General features: G+C 57.0%; 23 protein-coding genes. 3 read left to right on the forward strand and 20 right to left on the reverse strand.

The window, feature by feature from the left end; translation table 11 throughout:
* Positions 1-41 precede the first annotated feature (41 nt).
* The 4 genes from rlmH to HMPREF1556_RS06620 form a co-directional block, all read right to left on the reverse strand.
* Positions 42-515, reverse strand: coding sequence for a 23S rRNA (pseudouridine(1915)-N(3))-methyltransferase RlmH (rlmH, locus tag HMPREF1556_RS06605; protein ID WP_021667614.1), 474 nt, complete (start codon positions 513-515; stop codon positions 42-44).
* 151 nt (positions 516-666) lie between these two features.
* A complete protein-coding gene (locus HMPREF1556_RS06610) occupies positions 667-1,071 on the reverse strand; it encodes a DUF3127 domain-containing protein (RefSeq protein ID WP_021667615.1) in 405 nt (134 codons plus the stop codon).
* A 32-nt stretch (positions 1,072-1,103) separates the two neighbouring features.
* Positions 1,104-2,093, reverse strand: a complete 990-nt coding sequence (gene trpS, locus HMPREF1556_RS06615) for a tryptophan--tRNA ligase (RefSeq protein WP_021667616.1) — start codon at positions 2,091-2,093, stop codon at positions 1,104-1,106.
* Between the two features lie 271 nt (positions 2,094-2,364).
* Positions 2,365-2,559: a hypothetical protein gene (locus tag HMPREF1556_RS06620; RefSeq protein WP_232299047.1), complete on the reverse strand. Its 195-nt coding sequence runs from the start codon at positions 2,557-2,559 to the stop codon at positions 2,365-2,367.
* Between the two features lie 541 nt (positions 2,560-3,100).
* On the opposite strand from HMPREF1556_RS06620, the gene HMPREF1556_RS06625 reads away from it, so the two are divergent.
* Complete coding sequence (locus tag HMPREF1556_RS06625) at positions 3,101-3,457, forward strand: nucleotide pyrophosphohydrolase (RefSeq protein ID WP_044125425.1); 357 nt, start codon at positions 3,101-3,103, stop codon at positions 3,455-3,457.
* Positions 3,458-3,465: 8 nt separating this feature from the next.
* Positions 3,466-4,341, forward strand: coding sequence for a deoxyribose-phosphate aldolase (deoC, locus tag HMPREF1556_RS06630; RefSeq protein ID WP_021667621.1), 876 nt, complete (start codon positions 3,466-3,468; stop codon positions 4,339-4,341).
* Positions 4,342-4,540: 199 nt separating this feature from the next.
* Here the strand turns inward: deoC and HMPREF1556_RS06635 are convergent, their stop codons facing one another.
* From HMPREF1556_RS06635 to HMPREF1556_RS06670, 8 genes are all read right to left on the reverse strand, one after another.
* Positions 4,541-5,206: a M15 family metallopeptidase gene (locus HMPREF1556_RS06635; protein ID WP_021667623.1), complete on the reverse strand. Its 666-nt coding sequence runs from the start codon at positions 5,204-5,206 to the stop codon at positions 4,541-4,543.
* 283 nt (positions 5,207-5,489) lie between these two features.
* Positions 5,490-6,773 (reverse strand): hypothetical protein, encoded by a 1,284-nt coding sequence (locus HMPREF1556_RS06640; protein WP_021667625.1) that lies wholly within the window; start codon positions 6,771-6,773, stop codon positions 5,490-5,492.
* 84 nt (positions 6,774-6,857) lie between these two features.
* A complete protein-coding gene (locus HMPREF1556_RS06645) occupies positions 6,858-8,354 on the reverse strand; it encodes a leucine-rich repeat protein (RefSeq protein WP_021667626.1) in 1,497 nt (498 codons plus the stop codon).
* Between the two features lie 77 nt (positions 8,355-8,431).
* Complete coding sequence (locus HMPREF1556_RS06650; RefSeq protein WP_021667627.1) at positions 8,432-9,763, reverse strand: leucine Rich repeat-containing domain protein; 1,332 nt, start codon at positions 9,761-9,763, stop codon at positions 8,432-8,434.
* Between the two features lie 150 nt (positions 9,764-9,913).
* Complete coding sequence (locus tag HMPREF1556_RS06655) at positions 9,914-11,248, reverse strand: DUF5074 domain-containing protein (RefSeq protein WP_021667629.1); 1,335 nt, start codon at positions 11,246-11,248, stop codon at positions 9,914-9,916.
* A 27-nt stretch (positions 11,249-11,275) separates the two neighbouring features.
* Positions 11,276-12,364, reverse strand: coding sequence for a hypothetical protein (locus tag HMPREF1556_RS06660; protein ID WP_021667630.1), 1,089 nt, complete (start codon positions 12,362-12,364; stop codon positions 11,276-11,278).
* Between the two features lie 12 nt (positions 12,365-12,376).
* Entirely contained in the window at positions 12,377-13,543 is a 1,167-nt protein-coding gene (locus HMPREF1556_RS06665; RefSeq protein WP_044125429.1) for a YncE family protein, read from the reverse strand.
* A gap of 14 nt (positions 13,544-13,557) precedes the next feature.
* Positions 13,558-15,507, reverse strand: a complete 1,950-nt coding sequence (locus tag HMPREF1556_RS06670; protein WP_369795595.1) for a TonB-dependent receptor — start codon at positions 15,505-15,507, stop codon at positions 13,558-13,560.
* Between the two features lie 470 nt (positions 15,508-15,977).
* Between HMPREF1556_RS06670 and HMPREF1556_RS06675 the strand changes: the two genes are divergently transcribed.
* Positions 15,978-17,618, forward strand: coding sequence for a glycogen/starch synthase (locus tag HMPREF1556_RS06675; protein WP_044125374.1), 1,641 nt, complete (start codon positions 15,978-15,980; stop codon positions 17,616-17,618).
* Positions 17,619-17,716: 98 nt separating this feature from the next.
* Here HMPREF1556_RS06675 and HMPREF1556_RS06680 read toward each other — a convergent pair whose 3' ends face one another.
* The 8 genes from HMPREF1556_RS06680 to HMPREF1556_RS06715 all read right to left on the reverse strand — a co-directional run bounded on the left by HMPREF1556_RS06680 (position 17,717) and on the right by HMPREF1556_RS06715 (position 25,742).
* A complete protein-coding gene (locus HMPREF1556_RS06680; protein ID WP_021667635.1) occupies positions 17,717-18,520 on the reverse strand; it encodes a UDP-2,3-diacylglucosamine diphosphatase in 804 nt (267 codons plus the stop codon).
* A 4-nt stretch (positions 18,521-18,524) separates the two neighbouring features.
* Positions 18,525-18,854, reverse strand: coding sequence for a metal-sulfur cluster assembly factor (locus HMPREF1556_RS06685; RefSeq protein WP_021667636.1), 330 nt, complete (start codon positions 18,852-18,854; stop codon positions 18,525-18,527).
* A gap of 72 nt (positions 18,855-18,926) precedes the next feature.
* Entirely contained in the window at positions 18,927-20,537 is a 1,611-nt protein-coding gene (locus HMPREF1556_RS06690; RefSeq protein ID WP_021667637.1) for an ABC transporter ATP-binding protein, read from the reverse strand.
* Positions 20,534-21,676 (reverse strand): nucleotidyltransferase family protein, encoded by a 1,143-nt coding sequence (locus tag HMPREF1556_RS06695; protein WP_021667638.1) that lies wholly within the window; start codon positions 21,674-21,676, stop codon positions 20,534-20,536. The genes HMPREF1556_RS06690 and HMPREF1556_RS06695 overlap by 4 nt, the downstream gene beginning before the upstream one ends.
* Positions 21,673-21,939, reverse strand: coding sequence for a PqqD family protein (locus HMPREF1556_RS06700; protein WP_021667639.1), 267 nt, complete (start codon positions 21,937-21,939; stop codon positions 21,673-21,675). The genes HMPREF1556_RS06695 and HMPREF1556_RS06700 overlap by 4 nt, the downstream gene beginning before the upstream one ends.
* Before the next feature lie 60 nt (positions 21,940-21,999).
* Positions 22,000-22,419: an RNA-binding S4 domain-containing protein gene (locus HMPREF1556_RS06705; protein ID WP_021667640.1), complete on the reverse strand. Its 420-nt coding sequence runs from the start codon at positions 22,417-22,419 to the stop codon at positions 22,000-22,002.
* Positions 22,420-22,662: 243 nt separating this feature from the next.
* On the reverse strand, positions 22,663-25,323 hold the full coding sequence (gene mutS / locus HMPREF1556_RS06710) for a DNA mismatch repair protein MutS (protein ID WP_021667641.1): 2,661 nt from the start codon (positions 25,321-25,323) through the stop codon (positions 22,663-22,665).
* Positions 25,324-25,355: 32 nt separating this feature from the next.
* On the reverse strand, positions 25,356-25,742 hold the full coding sequence (locus HMPREF1556_RS06715; protein WP_044125431.1) for a thioesterase family protein: 387 nt from the start codon (positions 25,740-25,742) through the stop codon (positions 25,356-25,358).
* Positions 25,743-25,925: the final 183 nt, after the last annotated feature.

Below are 25,925 nucleotides of genomic sequence, written 5' to 3' on the forward strand. Positions count from 1 at the left end.
TCTAGGTCGAAGTAGTGGTGTCTAGGGGCAAGTAGCGAGCCTTACTCATGGTGATAAGGCTCGCCACGAAGGATCGTCTGCGCTCGGTAGAGCTGCTCCACGGCGAAGAGGCGTACCATCTGGTGGGAGAAGGTCATCTGACTCAGGGAGACTCGGTCATTGGCTCGGGCGTAGACTTCGTCTGAGAAGCCGTAGGGACCGCCGATGACGAAGATCATCCTACGCTCCCCCGAGACCATCACCCGCTCTATATAGGAGGCGAAGGCCTTGCTCGAAAGCTCCCGTCCCCGCTCGTCGAAGAGGACCAGGCGGTCTGTCGGCGCCACCAGACGAAGAATCTCCACTCCCTCGGCTTGCTTCTGGAGCTCGGGGGAGAGTTTGCTAGATCGTCGGATGTCGGGGATGATCTGAAGGGTGAAGGGGAGGTAGTGGCCGAGGCGGTCGGCATAGAGCTTCGTGAGCTCTTCGATATGCCGGCTGTCGGTCTTGCCTACGGCTAGGAGCATCAGGTGCATCGGCGAGCGTATAGGGATAGAGGGCCTAGTGAGGGTGGGATAGGGGAGTGAGGCTATACTCCAAAGAAGACCCACTAGACTACGCCCCGAGGGGAGCGTATGTAGTCTAATGGGTCAGGAGGGCTCATAGGTAGCCGGAGCTACGCTAGAGCTAGAAGGGGAGGTCGTCGGCTGCCGTGGGGGCTACCGTAGGTGCTGCGGGAGCAGCAGCGACGGGCTGTGGAGCTACAGGAGCACCGAAGCCTGGAGCAGGCGCTGGTGCAGCTACGGGAGCACCAGGGAGCTGGACACCGTTGAGGACATTCCACGCACGGACATCTGTGTACCAGCGTCCGTTGAACTCACGACTCTCGATGTCGATCGAGACGGTCACGTCTTGCCCCACTTGCATGGGGAACTTGTCGACATTGTCACCGAAGAGGTTGAAGCAGACCTTGCGGGGGTACTGCGTGCCGAGGGTTTCGAGGATATATTCCTGCTTTTTCCAGGGGTTGCCGGCCTTGGAGACTCCCTCCTGAAGGGGGAGCACCTGCACGATCTTTCCGATTAGTTCCATCTGTATAGGATCTTATTATTTATGAGGCTGATTTAGCGGGGGCGGAAGCCGATGATGTGTCGGATCTCCTCTATGGTCTTGGCGGCGGACTCCCTAGCCTTCTCGGCGCCGATACGGGCTACACGGGAGAGGAGCTCCTTGTCCTCACGGATGTCGAGGATACGCTCACGGATAGGGGAGCAGAAGGCGTTGATGTCCGCAGCGAGCTGCTTCTTCATATCGCCGTAGCGGATAGCGCAGTCATTGTAGAGCCCGTCGAAGTGCTGGTAGACCTCTGGTGCTGAGACGATCTCCATGAGCGTGAAGAGATTCTGGATCGGCTCGGGCTTCTCGCTATTGGGCTCCGTAGGTCCTGCATCGGTGACGGCACGCATGACCTTCTTGCTGATGGTCTTCTCGTCGTCGATGAGATAGATCGCATTGCCTTCGCTCTTACCCATCTTCCCAGAGCCGTCGAGCCCGGGCACCTTCAGGGCACGTGCCCCTAGGGAGAAGGACTGAGGTTCAGTGAAAAAGTCTACCCCGTAGATGGTGTTGAAGCGACGGGCGAACTTACGTGCCATCTCCATATTCTGCTCTTGGTCCTTGCCCACGGGTACCTTGTCGCCCTTGTGCATGAGGATATCGGCAGCCATCAGGGACGGATAGGTCAGCAGGCCGGCGTTGACATTGTCGGGTTGCTGGCGGGCCTTGTCCTTGAAGGAGGTCGTACGCTCTAGTTCGCCGAGGTAGGCATTCATGTTGAGGTAGAGGTAGAGCTCAAGCACCTCACGTACATCACTCTGTACGTAGATGGTGGCCTTCTCAGGGTCGATACCGCAGGCCAGATACTCCGCTAGGATGGTATTGGTACTGCGGATGATGTCGTCGGGATGAGGGTGCGTAGTGAGCGAATGCCAGTCAGCGATGAAGAAGAAGCACTTGTACTCCTCTTGCATCTGAATGAAGGCACGTACGGCGCCAAAGTAATTCCCTAGGTGAAGGTTGCCTGTGGGGCGGATACCGCTAACTACTGTTTGCATCTCGATCGAATATATAAAGGATTATACCACTATCTATTGACTTGCGAAGATAGGGAATAATTCAGATATGAGCCCCCCAGAAGGGCCGGGTGGATCGGCGCACAAGGCGGGCTTCGCTGACCGCTCTAGTGCTCTCAGGCTGGGCCGTACCCCGCCTGGGAGCACGGACGGGGCTCCCTCATGCTCTCAGGGGCTGTAGTGTCGTCTCGCTCCGCTTACGAGCGGTGCCCCTCTCGATGTGGCTCATCTAGGTGGGCTCGGGAAGCCTGCTCTAGAAGCAGTGGAGGAGGGAGAAAAGCAGGGAGATCAGCCCTGCAGACGTCAGGAGGGTAGCTGGGATGATGATCCAGGCGCTCTGGCTGTACTGGCGGGCTGCTAGCAGGGCTAAGAAGAAGACGATCACAAGGGGAAGGACCACAGAGAGCACGATCATCCCGGGTCGATCGCCCAGGAGGAGGTGGTTCATCATTTGCATAGAGAGCGAAATGAAGAACGCTAGTAGTGAAAGGGTGAAGATCACTATTACTGTCAAGATGGTAGGCCTTGGGTACACGATCAGGTGGTGTTGTGGCGGGCGTGTGCTTACAGTAAGCGAGCGTCTGTCGGTGAGCTAAGGGGCGGGACTCCTGCGGGCAGGCTACGGGCGGGGGAGGAATCCTATCGCTACAACAAATGTACAAGTATTTTCTTGATAAGCCTCTACTTCTCTGTGTTAAGTTTGCTTAAATAGAATGATTTAGCTGAAGAAGCTTCTCCTCCACCCCCTCACTCCGTCTTCTCGCCTCCTAGTACCAGTAGCGCCTCTCGCCTGGTACCAGTAGTGCTTCGAGGGAGGTACCAGTAGTGCCTCCGAAGCTTTGTCGTGGAGGGGAGGAAGAGGGATGTACCCTTCCTCCACAGGCAGGGGGAGAGCCACTCGCTGGTATTCCCTTATCTTTGCAGGATGGGAGTACGCCTCCCACGGCTAACGAATCAGCTCCTATACGACCCTCATGACAGACAGCAGACTGACCCTCTCCGATGCTCAGCGCCTCGTCGACGAATGGATACATACCTACGGCGTGCGCTACTTCTCCCCCCTGACAAATATGGCTGTCCTCACCGAAGAAGTGGGCGAGGTAGCCCGCCTCATGGCACGCCAGTACGGGGATCAGAGCTTCAAGAAGAGCGACGAGGGTCGAGAGCTCGCTGACGAGCTGGCGGATGTACTCTGGGTGCTCCTCTGTATCGCTAATCAGACGGGTGTCGACCTCGAGGCTGCCCTCACGAAGAACCTAGAGAAGAAGACCCAGCGGGATCAGGAGCGTCATCGCTCCAACCCTAAGCTAGCCGTCCCCGAAGAAGAAATAGAATCTAAGAAATAGTTTACCCCATGGTAGAGACAAACACAACCAAGTACACCGAGGCCTTTGATGCCTTCGCCCCAGCCCTTTCCCTCGAGGAAATCGATCGTCGTATCTCGGAGATCCTCCAGGAGGGATACGAGCGCAATAATACCCGTGAAGTGAAGAAGTTCCTCCACTCCACTATTGATCTCACGACGCTGGCAGGAGCAGACACCGAAGAGAAGGTAGCTCAGCTCGTGGGCTCCGTCAACGACTTTGAGGGTACGGAGGATGTCCCTTCGGTAGCTGCCATCTGCGTCTACCCCAACTTCGTCAAGACCGTGCGTGAGGTACTCACCGCCTCGGGCGTACAGGTCGCCTGCGTCAGTGGTGCCTTCCCCGCCTCACAGAGCTTCACGGAGGTCAAGATCGCCGAGACAGCGCTGGCCATCGCCGCTGGTGCCGACGAGATCGACATCGTGCTCAATCTAGGGGCTTTCCTCTCGGGCGACTACCTCGAAGCCTCTACCGAGATCGAGGAGCAGAAAGCGACGGCTCGAGGTGCGCACCTCAAGGTCATCCTCGAGACCGGTGCGCTCAAGGAGCCCGAACTGATACGCCGAGCCAGCATCCTTGCCCTCTTCTCCGGGGCTGACTTCCTCAAGACTTCCACGGGGAAGGAATACCCAGGTGCAGACCTGCGTGCCGCCTATATCCTCTGCTCCGTCCTCCGGGAATATAAGGACAAGTATGGCGAGCAGCGTGGGGTGAAGTTCAGTGGGGGCATCCGTTCGGCCGAAGAGGCTGTGAAGTACTACACGCTAGTAGAAGCGATCCTCGGCAAGGTGTGGCTTGACAATCGCTTCTTCCGCATCGGTGCCAGCAGTCTGGTAGGCAGTCTCCAGCAGGAGATCCTCGGCTAATCCCCTCCCCGCACCACTAGTTCTAGCCCTTGGCCTTCGGTAGCGCCAGCTAGAGCGTGCGCCGAGCTTCTACCGCTCAGCACCGATACACACAGCTACCAAGCAGAGCGAGCGCTCGGGATACGTCATCCCGAGCGCTCGCTCTATAGTATACCTGCTCCCAGAGGGGAAGCGCTGTAGCTCCGCCGTCACGGTAGAACTAGAAGGCCAAGAGGCGATAGCGCTTACGCACCTCGCTCATCGGCATACGCTCCTGATAGTGCCACCACTCTTTGTCGTAGGGACGCAGACCTTCTGCCCCCAGCAGACGACGCATGAGCGCCCTATTGCGTGGCACTGCCTCGGAGAAGATCCCCGCATGTACCCGAGCCTCTTCGTTCCCTAGGTGAGCTTCCTCGCCGAAGTGGTCGAAGGGGCTTCCCATATCTAGGGGCTTGCCCTTGTCGTCGATGATCGTCAGGTCGACGGCTACGCCATAGTTGTGCCGTCCTCCTCGCTCGGGTGCTGCTACGTAGATCTTCTTGGGAGTCCCAGCGACAGCCTGATACATCCGTCGCTGTACGCTCTGGGGTCGGGCTGCGTCGTAGATGAGGAAGCGGTAGCCAGGGAGCTCTTCTTCGAGGGCTCGCTGAGCACGGGCCAGTGCACGGGCTAGATTTGGATGAAGGTAGGCCTTCTTCAGCGAGCCGTACATATTCTCCCCGATGAAGTTGTCTCGGGTGGCGTACTTCAGTTCGACACGGATATGCGGGGCTAGCTGGGTGACTTCGACCATACCATGAGCACGCATGAGGGAGTCGAAGCCCTGAGCTGAGAGGCTTGTGCTCCAGAGGAGGAGCAAGGGGAAGAGGAGGCGTAGAAGCATTTAGTGAGGAGCGCTCTGCTTAGTCAAGAGTGGGCGCAAGATACGTAAATAATAGGAGCGGGGCAGTGCGGGTAGGTCTCGGGGAAAAGTACACTCCTCTTCGAGGACGTCGTAGTAGATAGCCTTCCCTTGGGGTAAGGGTATCCCTTGAGAAGTACCCAGCTTTCCTCTAGGCTCTTCTTTATGGTGGAGCTACCCCACAAATGAGGCGAGGCTACGCCACGAGCTAAGGGAGCTTGTGGCGTAGCCTCGCTAGTCTCAGGATGCTGTGACCCTAGAGGCGCTAGGGGCGACGGCCATTGAGGAAGATGGCATTGACATCCGCTGCGTAGTGGAGGTCAAGCTCACGGAGCTTCTTCGCTGGGGCATTGCCCTCCTTGAAGAGCGGGAAGACTAGGACCTTCGTCAGATCATGCAGGAGAGGACCTGAGCGCCCCTGGTCAAGGTAGGATATGAAGAGTTCGTCGAGGTCGGGGTTAAGCCCGATCTGCATCTTGTAGCCCTGCCTATTATCCGCCTCTGTACGCCCTGCGATGGTGTAGTAGCGAGTAGCTTGGAGTCCCTCGACGCTAGCCCCCTGACTCGGGAGGGTGAGCTTCGCTGTGTAGACGCTACGCTCCTTGGCGTCGGAGCCCCCTTGACTAGAGGTACTCCCCGAGTAATATAGGCGTGTAGAGCGGGCATCATAGCAGATACTGCGACCGACTTGCTCGGTGAGGGTGAAGCGAGCCACCACCTTCCCCTCCTTCATGGAGAAGAGGTAGTAGCGGGCGGAGCTGTCTCGTAGGATGAGCCACTCTCCGTCTGCTCGGTAGACGTCCTTGATGGTAGCGCCAGGGAGGGTGATGGGTATCTGGCGGGCTACAGTACTCCCTTTGTCGAAGGCGAAGGCAGTCGTGCCGTAGCGAACGAAGAAATACCCATGATCCTCCCACGCTGCCCCGCCCGAAGCGTAGCCCGAGATCCCTGATAATGACTTCATCTCACCCGTCTCGACGTCGAGGCGGTAGTAGTGGCGCTTGTCGAAGGAGAGATAGGTAGACCCGTCGGTGAGGGTAAAGGAGTGGCGTACCCATTCATCCCCGTCGCCTGGCTGGTGGATGAGGAGGTTCTTGACGATCTTCAGCGTCTTTGCCTCGAAGAGGAGAAGACGGGAAGCATGCTTGGAGCCCGTGAAGTCATACTTAGCTAGATACGCTAGGTAGTCCCCGGCAGGGCTGAGGGTACCTTCGCAGATCTCCCCCTTGCCCTCGAAGTCTTTAGTGCCTTCAGCTCCCTTCTCGGAGAAGATGGTGGTGAGACCCCCGCCCTTCCTGTCGAGGAGGTAGAGCGACGGAGACACGCCGACTTCGGAAGGCTGGCTCGTCAGGACGGAGGCCAATCCTTGGTTGAAGAGGAGGGTATAGCCTTGGTAACCCTCGTAGGCGGGGGGCTGTGGTGTGGGAGGTGGTGTAGGCGTGGGGGTAGGAGTAGGCTTCGGTTGGGGCTGGGGTAGGGGTGCCGACTTGTCGCTACAGGCTGTAAGCAGGCCGAGCGCAAGCACCACTCCATAGAGGCGGTAGTTCATAGTCTGAGGTATATACAGAGGAACGAGAAGTAAGAAGGCGAGGTAGCCACGGGGGTGGACTACCTCGCCTTCGTGAGGGAGAGCTTACTTCAGCTCCTTGACGGTGAAGTTCATCCACTTACCGTCGGTGAGGGTATAGGTCTTCAGGTTTTCAGGCGTCGTGTAGAGGACGGGCTCCTTGAGCTGACCGAAGGCTACAAAGCCTTCCTGAGGAAAGTCTTCATAGGCCTTGGTGTCGACCTTAGGTTGTGCTCCGAGGACGAAGACGACGCCGGAGTTCTTGTAGTTGCCGTGGAAGGCACCTCGACTAATCGTCTTAACAGCAGGGAGGCTGACGTACTGGATCTTCAGGCCATTCCCGCTGAAGCTGGCTCCACCAGAGAAGCAGACAGGACCGACTTCCTCCAGCTTAGGGAAGTTCACCGCCGTCAGTGAAGCATTGTCGGTGAAGGAGCCTTCTCCGATGCTCTTCAGCTTAGGCAGGTGAGCGAAGTTGAGGCTTGCTGTAGCGTTGAAGGCATAGAGCCCGATCGATTCGACCCCTTCAGCGTAGATGGCCTTGAAGTTCTGGAACTTCTCATTGAATACCTGACCATCGATCTGCTTGATATTGGAGGGAAGGACGAGGACCCCGTTCTTACCCAGCCCAGAGAGGAAGCTCTGACCAGCCTGCGTGATACCACGGAGGACACCATTTTGCACTCTGAAATACTTCTTGTCTAGCTCTGCAGGGATGGTGATCCCATCAAGCTTAGCGAAGTGGTGGCGAGCGATGTACTCGAGATACTGTAGGAAGTTAGGCTTGTTGGCTTCATTGAAGGTAAGAACCTTGTCTTCAGGAGTGCCCCAGAACGCATCTGCTGCTGTCCCGAACTCCTTGTCGGTCTCGTCGAGGGCAAGGGGAGGACGCTGTGCCCCGCCGAAGTCGACCTTTACAAGTCCGATACAGCCCTTGAAGGCAGCAGCACCGATCTTCTTGATACCAGGAGCATGGATCTCCTTGAGACGGATGTTCCCTTCAAATACATGGTCAGCGATCTCCTTGACAGAAGCCTCGAGCTTCACTACGCCATCTTCTGGGGTCTTGTCAATAGGATAGTTGAGGAGGACACCATTCTCGATCTCGATCTGAGTGCCTGGGAGAGGAGTGCCGTTGATGGTCATGAACTGATACTTCTTAGCGAAGTCTATGAAGTCAGCGACCTTCTCTGCAGGTACGACGAGATCCTTCTCTTCGGAAGTACCTTCGAAGGCTCCTTCGCCGACGGTAGGCACGGTAGCGCCGAGCTGGAGGCTCTTGAGCGAAGAGCCCTTGAAGGCAGCTGCACCGATCTTGGTGAGCTTGGGAGCTTGAAGGGTTCTGAGGGTCTTGTAGCCTTCGAAGACCTTATCTGCGATCTCGGTGACCTCAGGTAGAGAGACCAGCTCTGTAGGCATGATCTCCTTCTCAGGATAAGCGGAGAGTACCCCGTTGTTGATCTTGATCCCGCTCTTAGGGAGCACGGGTGTCACATCATCCGAGGTACAAGAGGTAAGGCCTAGTGTCAGTGTTAAGGCTAGGGCTAGAAACTTCTTAATCATAGTGATGAATTGGTTGGGAAAGTAAAGGGGTAGCCTCTCCCTCAGAGCTGAGGGAGAGGCTGAGCGAGCCCGATTGATTACTTAGGCTCGTTGGAGAAGCCATAGCCCTCCTGCTGAGGCACGAGGTGCTTCAGCGTCTTGGGGTAGGCGAGGTATTCGGCAGGGATGGAGCCCGTGAGCTTGTTCCCTGAGAGAACGAAGATCGTGTAGCCGTAGCTAGGGATACCCTGGATGGCGGCATACTTCTCAGCCTCAGGCAGCGTACGCTTGATGCGTGCGGGGATGCTACCGGTGAGCTGGTTGTTGCGGAGGTCTACCCAGAGGAGGTTGTTTTGCTGTGCACCACCGAAGTCAGCGGGGATCTGGCCAGAGAGCTGGTTATCGTTGAGGTAGATCTGATAGAGGCCTTCGAGGGAAGCGAGCTCAGCGGGGATGCTACCGGAGAGCTGGTTGTGCTCGAGGTTGAGGTTCTTCAGCTTCTTCAGACGACCAAGCGAGGCAGGGATCTGCCCTTCGATCTTGTTGTAGCTGACGAGGAGCTCTCGTAGGTTGGAGAGATTACCCAGTTCAGCAGGCAGAGGCTTAGAGAGCTCGTTGAGCCCTGCGGAGAGGTACTCCAGACGCTGCAGTCTGCCTAGCTCTGCGGGAAGGCCACCAGTGAAGTGACAGCCGTAGATGGAGAGGTAGCGCAGGGCAGAGAGGTTGCCTAGCTCAGCGGGGAGATCCCCCGTGAAGCCCTGGAAGGAGAGGTCGATGTAGCGAGCCTTAGTCAGCTGTCCGATCTCACGAGGAAGCTTTCCAGAGAGCGTGTACTTATTATCGCGATGCTCACGAGCCGTCTTTGGATCGCCATTCCACCACTGACTGAGGTCGTAGCGGCTGTTGCTTAGGTCAAGGGTGTCGATCTCCTTGAGCTGACCGATGGCAGAGGGCAGTTCGCCGGTGAGGTTCGTGAAGCGAAGACGCAGGGAGTTCAGTCGGGTAAGCTGGAAGAGTTCCTCAGGGATGCTTCCCGAGATCTCACGGTTGTACTGGAGCTGGAGCGTACGTAGCGCCGTGAGCTGACCGATAGAGGCAGGGATGGTGCCCTTGAGGTTGTTCGCCCCTAGGTAGAGCGCCGTGACACGAGGTTCACCAGCGACCTTAGTTACCTGGACGCCGTACCACTTGCTGACAGGCTGTTCGCTTGCCCAGTAGTTGGAGTTAGACCAGTTCATCCCACCGAGGGAGTTGAAGAGATCGACCAGCGCCAGACTGTCTGTCTGGAGCGAGCCGGAGAGGGGAGCCGTGAGCTCTGTCTCAGCAGAGAGGTCTCCTGTACGTGGGGCATCCTGTGCACCCTTGCTACAGCTAGATACCCCTGAGCCAACGGCGAGAAGCGTCAGTGCGGATAGAAGAGATTTCTTCATCGAGAGGTGATGTAATTTAGTGAATGATTATTACTCAAGGTACGCTTTGACCTTAGCCCCCGAAGGGGTAAGACCAAAGCGTCCGGTGAATACGATGTTCGAGTTAAGCGAGGGCTGTATCTGGGCTCAAAGCTGTGAGCTCAGCCTTCGCTATGGGATGAAGTAGAAGCCAGCGGGGAAGGCATTCACATGCTCACGCTTCAGGAGGACTTTCCCGTCGTGATCGAGGACCAGCGTGACGTTCTTCTTGTAGGTGCCCCAGTCATCGAAGGAAGCATAGTAGATATGTCCCGTCTTAGGATCAATGCCGAGGCTATTGTAGTACATCTTAGCCTGCTTGTCTATCGTCTGGACATCGACGACCTTCTTAGTCTCACCCGTAGAGAAGTCATGGCGGTAGATGATAGAGGTCTGCCCTGTGAAATAGATCTTGTTCCCTTGTGCAAAGAAGGCTGAGCTACTCGTGACATTCCAACCGAGAGAACCCACAGAGGTAATGGACTGCTCAAGTTCGTGCTTGTCGAGGATCTTGATCTCTGAGGCAGATACACCCACCTTCGCAATCGTGCTCGGCTTGAAGTAGGAGAGCCATAGATGCCCATTTGGAGCTAGGTCTATCCCAGAGATAGTCCCTTCGGGGAGAGTTAGTGTCTTCTTTACCTCTTCATCTTGGATCACTAGGAGCTTGTTCGTAGACGTCGTAGCGATGACGAGCTCACCGATGGTGACCATACGAAGCTTGTTGGCCTTCTCAGTGCCTGGGATGAGCTTGAAGCTACCTTCCTCTGTACCTCGGTAGATACCCTTATTCCCTCGGAGGTAGATACGACTATGGACGACAGCGATATGCGTAGGCTGGTCCTTGGCGAGAGTAGCGTCGTTGATGACCTTGTGCTTCTCTAGCGTCTTAGCGTCAGCGATGGTCAGTAGGCCTTCGCCACCATTCCTAGGTCCATTCTGTGAGAGGATGTAGACCTTACCATTGGCGAAGGTCATGTCCTGACAGACATTACCGAGCTTCGTGCCATTGACACGGATGTAAGCGCTGTCGAGGACGAACTGCTTCGAGGCGTCGATATAGGTAAGTGTACCCGTCTCGTTGCCGAAGTTCCCCTCATTGAGGAGGAAGGCTCCCGAGGTGAAGCGACCCGTGACGGAGAAGTCCTTGCTTACCTTCTCCCCACTCGTCTTGTCTACGAGGCTTACCTGATAGCGACCTACACGAGGCTGGGTGAAGGCGTAGTCCTTGCCTTCGCCGACTTCCTTGCCATTGATCACCCAGCTGAGCTTAGCATCGGCCTTCGCTCCCTGAGCAGAGAGGCGTACGGTGTCAAACTGTAGGAGGTCGGTCGTCTTAGCTTCGATCGTAAACCCAGGCTGAGGGGTGGGGGTAGGGGTAGGCTTGGGCGAAGGATCATCCTTCTTACATGCAGTAGCTAGGCTGAGGATACCAGCAAGCCCTGCGAGGAGGAGTTTCTTATTCATATAGTGATGAGTTTAGGTTTGTCTTGTCTATCTGGTGGGGATGTCCTCCTTGAGGAGGTGCAGGTCATTGACCCCTGCGACTTCGGTCGAGCATTCGCCGAGCCAACCATTGACTTGGTTGATCCCCGTGTGGATGCGGATGAAATCAATGCCAGGGAGATGCACCTTACGACCATACTTGTCGATAGCCCAGTCGATATCGATAGCTGAGTCAGCTAGGTCATTCTTCTCGTTGTCTACGTAGCCGTAGCGGAACTTGAAGAGGACATAGTAGCGCCCTACACCACTCTGGTCTCGAGCGTTCTGTGGAAGGCGTGTACCACGGAGGGTGAGCTTATCACCCTTGATCCACTTGGGGTAATAGGACTGGCTGTGGAAGGTATTCTTAGGGAGCCAACCTGAGCCCCCCTTATTATCCGTCCAGTGTACATACTGCACGATCCCTACGAAGGGGACACCGGTGTCGGGAGACATCTCTTCCTTGGTGGGACGCTCGTAGGTCATCTCGTAGTCTCGGTAGAAGTTCATGTCCGAGCCTGGGACAGACTTCACGAGGTTGTACCAAGGCTCCTTGGTGTGATCCACGTGGGCGCTACCCTCGATCTCATACCATTCGTCTTCGTCGGGCTTACCGTTGCGGTTCACGTCGTAGGCGACCATGATCACACCTGGTTCGCAGCTGCCACCAGCATAGGGTTGCTCATTCTGGTCACCATAGAAGGCATTGCCTAGGACACGGAAGTCACGCTTGCCAGGGACGTTGAGGATGGTATGGTCGAAGCCTACAGTGATGTAGCCACCCCAGCCACCGAGGGTGACGAGGCTACGCTGGTTGTCGGCGAGATATTCGAGTGCCTTCTCGTTCATCTTCTCCTGAGTATCCCCGTCTTCGTACTCGGGGAGCTTGTTGGTGAACTGCCCAACGGCTGGTAGGTACTCGAGGACTCGAGTGACATAAGGTGTAGCGTTGGGATTGACCTCTGGCTTAGGGAACACAGGGACGGGAGGGACGACAGGAGGCTTGGGGGCTTCGTCCTTCTTACAGGAGACGAAGGTGACAGAGCCAAGTGCTAGGAGCGCCATCAGGAGCGAGCTCCAGGGTTGGAAGGGTTTCATAGCTGTAGGTGTTTACTTGGGTTGAAGTTGCTTGCGTGTGAAGGCGAAGTGTGCAGGGATGTCACCCGTCTTGACGGACCACTTGCGTGTACCGGTCTTGAGGTCGTAGCAGTGGAGTTTGCCCGGGGTGACATAGTTCTTAGCGTCGGTGACGTAGAACTCTCCTCGCTCCCTATTAGTAGCGATGCCGTAGGGGATCTTGATATCCTTAGCCGTGCCATCCTTGATGAAGTCTCGGTCGATGACCTCCTGAGTCTTGGTGTCGATGACGGTATAGCTGATGGTATTCTCCCCAGTGAGGTAGCTCCACTCGGTGCTGTAGACGAAGAGGGAGTCGCCGGAGAGGGTCATGTTGGAGCACGAGACGTCGAGGGTCTTGGTCACCTTCTCGGTCTTGGGGTCGAAGACGAACATCTTCGAAGGGACATGATAGTAGTCCCCACGAGAAGATACCCAGATCTTCCCATAGTTGTCTAGCTCGAGGCGGTGGAGGTTGATGGCGACATCGACCTTCTTCTCTTCGGTGAAGGTCTTCAGATCGATGATGGAGATGGTCTTGTCGTAGTTGGGGACACGGTAGCCACCTGAGTTGGCGACATAGAGCTTGTCGCCGTAGATGACGATCTCATCGGGCTGGTAGCCTACGGGGCACTCCGCTACGACTTTGAGGGTGGCGGTATCGACCTTGGCGACGTAGCCCAGACGTGCATTGGGATCGATCTTCACGGGGCCAGCGTAGGAGCTGACATAGGCAAAGCCATCCTTGAAGACGATGTAGCGGCAGTTGGGGATAGAGATCTTCCCGATGTGCTTGGCTGTATTGACGTCCATGACCTCGATGAGGTGGGAGACGTTGATGACGGCATAGAGGCGGTTGCCATAGATCTGTAGGTCGTTGCCTACGTCACCGAGCTCCTTGACGACTCCGGGGTTACGTTCGGCGTAGATATTACGGGTGTACTTACCTGTCTCGTAGTCGTAGTAGTCGAGGGTGGACTTATTAGAGCCCATGTTCGCCTCATTGAGTAGGAAGAATCCTTTGATAGGGCCAGCAGGCTCTGGCTTCCCCCCTTGCTCTTCGGTGGAGGGGATGATCTCGTCCTCCTTGCGACAGGAGGAGAGGAAGAGGGCAAAGATACCTACCCAGAGGAGTAGGTGGGTGATGGATGAAGTCTTCATAGCTAGGGCGGTGGTCATAGTGTGTAGTCGATCTTGAGCTTGGTGTTGATACCAGGCATCGGATAGGAGCGTACGACTTCGTACTGCTGATTGAGGAGGTTATTGACCTCGGCGGTGAGTCGTAGGCTGTGCTTCTTCAGAGTGAAGAGGCGGGAGAGGGAGAGATCGCTGGTGTACCAAGGGCGGGTATAGTTCTCTCGGATGTTAGCGCTGGCATCGTAGCGCTCTCCCGTATAGATGAAGCTGTAGTTGAGGTCCCATCCTCCCCAAGCAAGAGATACGATGGCCGAACCGCTATGCCAAGGAATGTAGGGGATCTGCCCTCCGTAATAGGTGTCGGAGGGATCGGTAAGGTCTTGGGCTCGCTGGTAGGTGTAGGTCAGGCGTGTCGAAGCACGAAGCTTCCCTAGGCGCCACCCTCCCTCCAGAGCAAGGTCTATACCTCGGATACGGACGTGACCGAGGTTGACCATCGTCCACTGGAACTGGTTGGAGGTCGGCATGGCGATGATCTTGTCATCGACATAGTTGAGGTAGCCGTCTACCTGCACCTCGAGGCTACGGAGCACACCTCGACTGAAGGGCTTGGTGTAGACCAACCCGAGGTCGTACTGGGTCGTGTACTCGGGGCGGAGGTATTTATTCCCGATGAAGGTATAGTAGAGATCGTTGAAGGTGGGCATGCGGAATATCCGCTTGTAGAAGCCTCTCACGCTCAGTTCGTGCTGTGACCACGGCTTGTAGCTGAGAATGAAGGTAGGGGTCCACTCGCTCTTCTCGGGCGCTTGTCCGTCCTTAGCCTTCGTCCAGTCGTGCACGTAGGTGTGTAGGAGGCTAGCCTGAGCCTTGAGCCCTCGGTAGGTGAAGTCTGAGGCCAGGGCGGTGAGTGCCGTCAGGCGGGTAGGGTAGGCGAAGGCGTAGAGGTCGGCCGAGAGGGTATTGTACTGTAGGTCCGAAGACAGCGCTAGTCGCCAGCTGTCGGTCAGGGCAAGTTGGTGCGCCGACGAGAGGTAAGCCTCCTGCTGATAGTAGTGATTGTTGACGTACATCGTCGTCACATCCAGCCGAGGGTCAGAGAGGTAGTGGAGGTAGTCGTAGGCAAACTTCCCATTGAGGAGGAGCGTATAGCGCCCGAAGCTCTTACGTAGGGATCCCTGAGCCATCAGGTCGGTATCCCACTGGCGATCCTCGTGCTTGAACTTCCCTGGCTCTTCACGGACGAAGGCTCCGGGGTAGCCACGCTCCGAGCGGTAGAGGTAGGCTTTGGCTCGCCATTCCCCTTCGTCGATACGGCCGAAGAGCCCCGCCTCGAAGCGAAGGGAGCGCACGTCGCCGTTGTGTCGGATACTGGTCGTGTCGTAGCCGTTCTTCTTCTTGTAGGAGAAGCTGTAGCGCCCCGAGGTGTAGAGGTATTCGCTACTGATGGAGAGGTCGAGGGAGGGGCTTAGTCGACGCTCCCAGAGGAGGGAGGGATTGATCGTAGAGAAGGAGCCCACCTTGAGGGAGGCCTTCAGATGATCCCGCTTGGTAGCTGATACGTCGGGGCGTCGGGTAGTCATGTAGAGCGCCGCTGCGGAGGCAAAGCTCTTGGCGGGCTGGAGGATGGTGCTGCGCTGACCATTGTATATAGAGACCGACTCCATGTTGTCCAGGGAGAAGCGCCCGAGGTCGATCTGCCCGTTCTGCGTATTGCCTAGCTGGAGGCCGTCGTAGAAGACCCCGACATGCTGGGAGCCCATACTGCGGATATTCACCGTCTTGAGCCCACCGATACCGCCGTAGTCCTTGATCTGGACGCCTGCGAAGTAGCGAAGGGCGTCGGCGACACTCACGGCGCTGAGGCGCTGAAGTTCACGGCCCGAGAGGGTTTGGGCAGGGATGACATCCTTAGAGACAAAGCGCTCCCGGACCACCACCCCTTCGATGAAGTGGAGGCTGTCGGCTTGGCGCTGAGCCCATCCCATGCTGCAGGAGAGGAGGGCAAGAGCGACCATAGCCCATCGGCTGAGGCTACGCGTCAAAGTGGTCATCGATACAATATACTCTAGGTTGGCTAATCGGTAAGGCTTTGGATTCTGTGTCTTCCCGCTATTAGCACTCGTGCAAAGGTACGGATTTTGCCCCAATCGCTAGGGTCGGGACTCGGGGAGAACGAGGCGAAAAAATGGGGGCTCTCCAGCCCGCTTGGCAAAAGGCTTCTGAAGGGGTGCCCCAAAACCTACTGTAGGTCGTCGATGCGACCTACCGTGGGTCGCTCACGACCTACTGTAGGTTTTTTTGACGACCTACCGTAGGTCCCTCCGACACCCCCTCTCGGAGCGCAATGTGTATAATTGTAGACTTATGCTTAATTTTGATACAGAGGGACGAGAGAAGCCTCTCGTTCGCTCACTCGACAGCATATACATTCACCACCTTACTGTACTGCACGATCATGATCCTCGAGACGAGTTGGGAAGTCTGCAACAAGATGGGAGGGATCTATACCGTCCTCTCCTCACGGGCAGATGTGATGACCCAGCGCCACCCCGATAAGGTATGCTTCATAGGGCCTCTGCTCACGGGCGAAGGCAAGTCTCTTCCCTTAGACTTCATCCCCGGGGCTATCCCCGAGCTCGAGGGCTGGACGAGGGAGGTCCTCCCCACGCTCGGGCTACGTGTCAAGACAGGACACTGGGCGGTCTCAGGCGAGCCCCCCGTGCTCCTGGTGGACTTCTCCCCGCTCTGGGAGGAGAAGGGCGACCTGTACTTCGAGCTCTGGAGAGCCTATGGTCTGGAGAGTGACAAGGGCTACGGTGACTACGACGAGTGTAGTCTCTTCGCTGTGGCTGCTGCCCGACTGATGGAGAGCATCGCCTCCTGGACGGCGGAGCCCACCACGGCGATCTTCAACGAATGGCAGACGGCCATGGGACTCCTCTACCTCAGGCAGCATGCTCCCGAGGTACGTACCCTCTTCATCACCCACGCCACGACGATCGGGCGCTCCATCGCAGGCAATGACAAGGAGCTCTACACCTACATGGACCAGTACGATGGGGATCAGATGGCTCGTGAGCTAGGTGTCGAGGCCAAGCATGCTGTGGAGAAGCTCGCTGCACACGAAGCGTCGGTCTTCGCTACCGTCAGCAAGCTCACTGCTCGGGAGGCTAAGCAACTCCTCGGGCGTGAACCAGTAGTCCTGCCCAATGGCTTCCACATCGGAGGCTCTCCCTTCACCGCCCCGATGCAGTCGAAGCGCCGTAAGATGCGTCGCCTTCTCGCTCAGGTGGCTTCCCGCCTCTACGCTCGGCCCATTGACCCTGAGAAGGCCTTCTTCGTCTCTCTGGGGGGGCGCTATGAGTATCGCAATAAGGGCATAGACCTCTTCATCGAGTCCCTCTACCACTTCCAGACAAGCTACACGGCAGAGCGGGAAGTCGTCGCCTTCCTCCTCGTCCCCGCTTGGGAGGCTGGTCCTCGATCCGAACTGCAGTACCTCCTCAGCCATCCCGCCGAAGAGCAGGAGCGCCCCCTACAGTACCCCTGCCTCTCTCACTGGCTCTACAACACGGAGAACGACCGTGCTGTTGCCCACATCCGTCACCGTGGGCTCGACCGTGCCGAAGGGCATGTCAAGGTCATCTTCGTACCCTGCTACCTCAACGGCATCGACGGGATCTTCGACCAGACCTATTATGACCTCCTGCAGGGGATGGACCTCACCATCTACCCCAGCTACTACGAGCCTTGGGGCTACACGCCACTGGAGAGTATCCGCTATGGTGTGCCGACGATCACGACGACCCTCGCAGGCTTCGGACTCTGGGCCGAAGAGGAGGAAGCGACCTCACCCTTCGCAGAAGCGCCCTGCCCTCCTGTACACGTCGTAGAGCGAACTGATACCAACATCCTCGAGACCATCCAGACGATCTCCTCCCTCATCCGTGAGCAGCTTCACCTGAGCCCCGAGGAGGCTAAGGCTCAGCGTCGCCTAGCCTACGAGCTGGCTCGCCGTGCTGACTGGAAGCTCTTCTACCGGCACTACGAGGAGGCCTACAAGTTCACCGAGGAGCTGCCTTCCCTCTTCTCTTAGAGCGGGGAGGCACCCTAGCCTTCCCTTCGGAATAAAAGCAAATCGCCCCTGCAGTCCAGAGTAGACTGCAGGGGCGATCTCTTTATCAAAAGGGCGGGCTAGACCTGATCTTCCTCTTCGAGGAACTGGTCGATCCACAGCGCCGAACCATCCCAAACGGCGAAGGAATTGTACTGAAGCCAATCCCCCAGGATGACGATCCGCTTCTCTCCTCTTAGAGCGAGGTCCACCAGCAGATGTCGGTGTCCGAAGAGGTAGTAGTCCACCTCGGGATGCTCCTCGATATGAGCCTTCGTCCAGCGGACGAGCCACTCCTTCTCGATCTCGAAGTATTCATTGTGATAGGCGTGGGGGATCTGTCCTAGGGTAGCCTTACGTACCCCTCTCTTGCGACTTCTCAACGAGCAGCTCAGAGCGAAGCCCACCGTCCAGCGGGGATGGACCGCAGCGTAGAGACACCGAGCGACGGGATGACGGAAGAGACGGTAGAGGAACCTATTCGTCCACGAAAGTCCACAGTACTCCTTGTCGCCATGCGCTAGGCGGAAGGTCTTCCCATCCAGCGTGACAAGGGCCTCTTCGTGATGCACCTGAGCTCCCAGCTCCTTCTCTAAGTAGTCGGCGAACCAGACATCATGATTGCCCGCAAAGAAGTGGATCTCTATCCCCGCATCGGCCATAAGGGCGACCTGACCGAGGAAGCGTACATGACCCCTAGGGACGACCGTGCGGTACTCAAACCAGTAGTCGAACATATCCCCGAGGAAGTACACCGCACGAGCATCCCCCTCGATGCTCTGAAGCCAGCGCACCAGACGGCACTCTACCGCCCGAGGGTCAGCATGATAGCCCGACCCCAGATGTGCATCGCTCGTGAAGTAGACCTTAGTCCGTCCGTCCATAGTCTTACAGGAAGCCGAGCTCCAGCATGGCTTCTTCGCTCATCATGTCCTTATTCCACTCGGGCTCGAAGGTCAGCTGGATCTCTACCCCACTGACCCCAGGGACGTCCTCGACCTTCATACGCACATCCTCGAGGATGAAGTCTGCGGCGGGGCAGTTAGGGGCGGTGAGTGTCATCGTGATCGTGACGAACATCTCATCCGTCAGTTCCACGCAGTAGATGAGCCCGAGATCGTAGACGTTGACGGGGATCTCAGGGTCGTAGACGGTGCGTAGTGCCGCTACTATATCCTCCTCGATACGGAGGTATTCGTTTTCTAGTTCTTCTGCCATAAGATGGGTGATAGCGAGACGGGTGAAGTCCCTCTCTATAGAGAGAAATAGGGAGAGCCCCCTGTAGGTTCGCTAGAGGTGAAGCGTGCGGTCACATTGGGCCGCTACGTCGGGATGGTGCGTGATGAATATGACGAGCCTATCGGATGCGTGGGCTCGTAGGTATCCGAGGAATTGGGCTTCGGTATCTTGGTCTAGGGCAGAGGTCGCTTCGTCCAGCAGGAGGATCTTCCCTGGACGCAGTAGGGCACGAGCGATGGCGATACGCTGTGCTTGCCCTTCGGAGAGCCCTAGACCTCGCTCCCCGATGACCGTATCTAGTCCCTTGGGTAGATCAAAGACAAAGTCTGCTACCGCTAGGTGTAGTACTCGCTTGAGGTCGGCATCAGTGGCCTCCTCGTCCCCGATGAGGAGATTGTCTCGTATAGTCCCGCTGAAGAGCGATCCGCCCTGAGGAACGTAGACGAAGTTCCCTCGAGTGATCTCGTTCACAGGGTAGATGCCCGTCGCCGAAGTGAGGCTGATCGTCCCTTCTGTCGGGGGTACGAGCCCCAGGAGTAGACGTAGTAGTGTCGTCTTACCTGCACCGGTGCGCCCCATCAGAGCGATCATCTCTCCTGAAGAGGCTTCTAGGGAGAAGTGCTGGTAGACCCAATCTTCGTCCTCGGCGTAGCGGAAGCTCATATCCTTGACCTCGAGATGCACAGGACCGGTCAGCTGTACACTGCGCCCCGTCTGCTCGGTCTTGAACTCAAGGAGATTCACCAGACGGTCCAGAGAGGACTTCGATGATATAAGGGTGGGAAGGATACCGATGAGGGTAGTCAGAGGAGACTGTATGCGTGCTACGAGCTGGAGGAACGATGTCATCAGCCCGAAGGTGATCGTACCACCATACAGGCCTCGAGCACTCCAGAGGAAGGCGACGATATATCCGCTGGAGAAGGCCCCCTGCATGAGGAGGTTAGCGAAGACCGATACGAGGGTCTGGCGCTTCACAGCACGGAGGTACTTCCCCTGACGCATCAGTAGGTGGTCGATCGAGGTAGCTTGGCGCTCGAAGGTACGGATGACCGTCTGGTTGAGTAGTGTCTCTTGGATCTGTGCTGTGATCTCACTCTCCGCCTGCTTCATCTCATCGGTATAGTGACGCATGCGCTTGTAGTAGACCTTGCTGAAGATCGCTAGTAGTGGCATCCCCACCCCCAGGATGAGGGCAAGAGTAGGATTGAAGTAGTAGAGGAGACAGAGTGCCCCTAAGAGCTGTGCTGCTGCTAGGATCGCTGTCGGGAGTGAAGAGATGAAGAAGGTGACTAGCCCATCTGTATCCTTGAGCATACGCACCACCATATCCCCGCTGTGCATCTGCCCGAGGTTAGACCAGCGTGTATAGAGGAGATGGGCGAAGACCTTTGATTGTACAGCATTGTTCATCTTGGCGCCGGTGTAGTTCGTCAGACGCACCGAGATGATCCGGAAGAGTACTTGTAGACCGAGGGTGATGACCAGGGCGGCCGAGAAGGTGTGTATGGAACCTGCTCTCTGATGTGCAGCGATGTCGATGACACACTTAGAGAGCCAGATGAAGACAAGGTTAGTAGCGACGGTACCAAGACCGAAGAGGATGATCAGGATGATCCCCCACTTGTGTCCTCTTAGGATGAAGCGTACTAGGTCGATCATCTCCTACGACGTACTAGGAGTAGAAGATGCCCGAGTACCGATCCCCAGATGATGCGGGAAGCATGGACAGGGGTGATGGAGTAGAGTCGGCGAGATCGGCGTGCTTTGAAGACGAGCTTACGCCAGTTCGTGACCCATACGTTCTGCGACTTGCCTGGGCGCTGTGCGAAGCCGAAGTTGCCACTATAGAGGACGTCTAGCATCACCTGGTCTGTATTGGGGTCTTCCTGCTCCAGCAGAGGGAAGGGGAAGATGCTTGGGGAGACACGGAGGTGACGGATCGCAGCTTGGGCGAAGAGCTGCATCGGATAGAGGATATCCAGCTCACGGGCATAGGAGAGGATCTTGTCCTGATCGAGCTGTCCCTTCAGCTGGGTCATCAGGAGGAGCCAGTCGCTGTACTGACGAAAGCCTACGCCCCAGTGTAGCCAATGGAAGAAGAGGTGGATGAAGACATAGACGACATTGAGCTCGTGGGGGAGCGTGTCTACGGTGTAGTCTCCGAGGGGTAGGGGGATGAGGCTCCCTGACTCTGTAGCCTCACGGACGAGCTTGTCGAAGGCTCTATTGTGTCGCTTATGGTCGAAGAAGACGGCTCGGGCATGATTCTCGATGACCGTACGGCCGTAGGAGAAGGCCGTATGCCCATAGCGTACCTCTGAGTCGTCGTGTAGATGGAAGCCCTGCTCAGTCAGCAGATGATTGGCCTTCTCGTAGTGGTCACCAGAGGTGAAGAGCACATCTAGGTCTCCCCCCGAGCGCAGGGATGGATCGGGGTAATACTGACTGAGGCTTAGCCCCTTGAGTAGGATGAAGGGTAGGCCTGCATCTTCGTAGAGCTTGGAGAGCTTGCCTAGGGCGCCGGTGAGGTAGATATTAGCTCGTCGTGTCAGCTCGATCTCGGAGAAGATCGTCAGACACAGGTTGCGATTGGGCAGCGAGCCCTTAGGGAGCGTAAGGATTCGGTCCCCGACGAAGGCGGGTACAGCATGGGAGGTGGCTAGGCGATGTATCCTACGCCACGACCGCTCCTCTAGGCCTGCGAAGAGTTCAGGTCTAGGAAGCTCGCTGTGTAGAGCACAGCTCAGGAGCTCCAGGAAGAGCTCCTCATCATGGGTGAGTGTCGCTGTGGTGCTCAATCGATGATCTCTGCCTCCTTGAGCATCTGTATCAGGAGCTCAACGTCGGCACGAGCCTGCTCCCCACTTACTTCATAGCGGTCGGTCAGGAGCTCTACCCAGTCCTCTAGGGTGAAGTCCTTCCCTCGTACACTCTCGATGAGATAAGCTGCACTATCGTTGAGGCTCACGGCCTGTGTATAGTCTAAGCTATCACCAGAGCCCACGATCATGATATACTCATCGGCAATCTTACGTAGAGAGATTTGGTCTTTGATTCTCATCCTATGGTTGTGATTTGTTGTTTGTCGTTGCTGAGCTTTCCTCCGCTGTGTCTCTGGGCGTTAGTCCCAGTCCTCCTCCCAGTCGAAGAGGTCTAGATCCTCGGGTAGATCGTCTGCGAACTGATCCAGGTCTCGGCGGTCCTTCTTGGTGGGTCGCCCTAAGCCTTTCGCTCGGTCGACGAAGCCAGAGATACGCTGGAGCTCTAGGATCTCGTACTGAGAGGCCGGTGTGACATTCTCCATATACTGGGGCACGAGCTTAGCGCCTACCCGATGTCCCAAGAGATCAAGTACACGGAAGGAATACTCTATCGGAGGCTTACGGACGGAGATGACTTCCCCACGCTGTACGAGTCGAGATGGCTTGACACTCGTCCCTGCGATACTGACACGCCCTTTCTTGCAAGCGTCTGTTGCGATCGAGCGGGTCTTGAATATGCGGACGGCCCAGAGCCATTTGTCTACACGAACTTCTTCCATACACTCCTTCTAGAGTTTTAGCAAAGATATGTAATCTCTGTCGAAATCTATTGTCTCCACCCCGAAGATCGTGATAGAGGGTATCTATCTCACGTCTCTTTGCAGAGCTGTAGGTTAAGAAACTGCTAGAAAACGACCTAATGTTAGCCGAAAAAGTGAATAAATCGATGGTGCTCTTCCTACCGATTAGTATCCCAAGCTGAGGTCTACAGAAGACTCTTACTCCTGAGGGTAGTCGCCTGCCTAAGGAGTCTTAAGCAGGTGCTGGATCTCACTGAGCTTATTGAGTGCCTCTAGTGGGGTGAGGCTGTCGATCTGCACCGAGAGGAGGCGCTCACGGATATCGGAGAGTACAGGGTCATCGAGCTGGAAGAAGCTCATCTGTACGCCCGTAGAGATCTGCTCGGTAGGTAGCGTGTCAGGGCTGGGGGCACGGCTGACCTGCACCTCCGCGCCTAGCCCTGTGACCTCGTGGATATGAGCCGACTCGAGCTGAGCAAGGATCTCGGAGGCTCGGGTGGTGATGCTCTGTGGCATCCCCCCGAGGCGTGCTACCTGAATCCCGAAGCTATGTTCGCTCCCCCCACGGACGAGCTTGCGTAGGAAGAGCATTTTCCCTTCGATCTCTCGGGCGGAGACGTTGTAGTTCTTCACTCGGGGAAGGCGTGCTTCGAGGTCATTGAGCTCGTGGTAGTGCGTGGCGAAGAGCGTCTTAGGTCTTCCGTGGGGATTGTCGTGGAGGTACTCGATGATCGCCCAGGCGATGGAGATCCCGTCATAGGTGCTCGTCCCACGGCCCAGCTCGTCGAAGAGGACGAGGGAGCGTGGTGTGAGGGCATTGAGGATACTGGAGGCCTCCTGCATCTCGACCATGAAGGTCGACTCGCCCCGTGAGATATTGTCCGAAGCTCCCACACGGGTGAAGATCCCGTCGGTGAGCCCTAGGTGAGCGGCTTCTGCCGGTACGAAGGAGCCAATCTGTGCTAGGAGGACGATCAGTGCCGTCTGGCGTAGGAGGGCGGACTTACCACTCATATTAGGCCCGGTGATGACCATGATCTGCGTCTCGTCTTCGTCGAGGTGTACATCATTTGGCACATAGGTCTGTCCGAAGGGGAGCTGTTGCTCGATCACGGGGTGTCGCCCTGATCGTATGTCGATGATGAGTCCGTCGTCGACCACAGGGCAAGCATAGCGGTCTCGTACGGCGACCTCTGAGAGGGCGGTGAGGCAGTCTACCTCGGCGATGAGGCGAGCGTTCTGCTGGAGGGCACGGATGAAGCGGGATAGTCGCACGAGGAGCTCAGCGTAGAGTCGGCTCTCGAGGCTAGCGATGCGCTCCTCGGCACCTAGGATCTTCTCCTCGTATTCCTTCAGTTCGGGGAAGATGTAGCGCTCTGCATTGACCAGGGTCTGCTTACGGGTCCAGTCCTCGGGCACCTTGTCCTTGTGCGTGGAGCGAACCTCTACATAGTAGCCGAAGACATTATTGAAGGCGACCTTGAGCGAAGAGATGCCGGTACGCTCGCTCTCCCGTCGCTGGAGCTGAAGGAGGTAGTCCTTGCCGTGGGTGGAGAGCTGGCGCAGTTCGTCAAGCTCGGGGCTGATGCCTGGGGCAATGGTAGCACCACGGCCAAGGGCTGAAGGGGGCTCTTCGGTCAGAGTATGCTCGATGTCACTAATGAGCTCTTCGGTAGGGGCTAGTCGGGTGGCTATCTGGGCTAGGTCGGCGGAGTCGGAGCTGGAGGCAAGGGCTCCCAGCTGATTGATCTGTCGGAGGGAGACGGCTAGCTGGCGCACTTCACGAGGAGAGATGCGTCCGACGGCCGCCTTCGATGCTAGGCGCTCGAGGTCTCCGATGCCTAGGAGGAGTTCGGTGAAGGTGCGACGGAGCTCGTGCCCTCGCACGAGGTCGCCGACGATACGCTGACGTCGGTGGATCTCGCCGAGGTCGATCAGCGGGAAGGACAGCCAGTGTCTCAGGAGTCGTCCACCCATGGCGGTCTCCGTGCAGTCGATGATGTCGAGGAGGCTTTTCCCTTCCTCCCGATTCATCGGAGCTAGGATCTCAAGGCTTCGGAGGGTGAAGCTGTCCAGACGCATGTAGCTCAGCCGGTCGATACTGCGGAGCGTGGTGATGTGCCCCAGTTCGGTGTGGCTTGTCAGCTCTAGATAGTTAAGGATAGCCCCTGCGACGGCGATGGAAGCAGGGCGTTGCTCGAGGCCTAGCCCTTTGAGGTTCTGCAGGCCGAAGTGGGTGGTGAGCTTACGGCGGTTATTCTCCACGGCGAAGCTCCAGTCCTCGACCTCGAAGACGAAGCCTCGGTAGGAGAAGAGACGGTCGAGTAGGCTCCGAGTGCTTCGCTCGACGAGGACCTCCTTCGGCTGGTAGGAGCTCAGGAGCTTCTCTAGATGCTCGGGGCTTCCCTCAGAGACGACGAATTCGCCCGTGGAGATGTCAAGGAAGGCGATGCTCCCTGGCCCCTCTTCCCCCGAAGGGAGGTAGAGGGCGGCTAGGTAGTTATTCTCCTTGCTCCTGAGCACATTGTCTCCGAGCACGACACCAGGGGTGACGAGCTCGGTGATGCCCCGCTTGACGAGCTTCTTCGTGAGCTTGGGGTCTTCGAGCTGATCGCAGATAGCTACACGACGCCCGGCACGTACGAGCTTGGGCAGATAGCTATCCAGCGCATGGTGGGGGAAGCCTGCCAGCTCGACGTGCATCGCCGAACCATTGGCTCGACGGGTAAGGGTGATCCCCAGGATCTCGGCCGCAGCGATGGCATCATCACTAAAGGTCTCGTAGAAGTCACCGACCCGGAAGAGTAGGATCGCATCGGGGTGCTTACCCTTGAGCTCCAGGTACTGCTTCATCAGAGGGGTCTCAGCGATTTTCTTTGCCATAGTATCTAGGGGATGGAGGAGTGAGGAGGAGATTACTTCCCTTCGGGGGAGAGGACGTCCTTGAGGAGCTCGGCGAAGAACTCCCCACGGGTGAGGCGACCGTGGTCGACGACGACACACTCGACTTCGCCACGGGCAGCTAGCGTGCCGTCCAGGTGAAGGATGTCCTGATGGAAGATTAGCTTAGGTGCTCGCATCGAGCAGCGAAGAGCCGAGCGGAAGCTGTCGCCACTGCGTAGGCTCTTCTTGTAGGAGATGGTGACCTTGGTGACGAAGGCATCGAGGCCGTCCTCGTGCATCTGGCCGAAGTTGGCGCCGAGGCTCTCGAGGAATTCGTGTCGTGTGTGCTCCATGTAGTGCTGGTAGTTGGCGTTGTTCACTACGCCCTGAAGGTCGCATTCGTAGTCACGGACCTTCATGTCCAAGTTGAAGATGTAATTCAAAGCGGTCTTTTGTTTGTAGCCCAATTATCTAGGGCGAGGGTGAATGAACCGTAGCTGGCGAAGGGAGGTAGGGCCTTCTGCTACGACGATGCAAAGTTACACGAAATGCCTGAGCTATACCCTCCGAGACGACCTACGGTAGGTCGTCGAAAAAACCTA

The organism is Porphyromonas sp. oral taxon 278 str. W7784 (assembly GCF_000467855.2).
GTDB lineage: Bacteria > Bacteroidota > Bacteroidia > Bacteroidales > Porphyromonadaceae > Porphyromonas.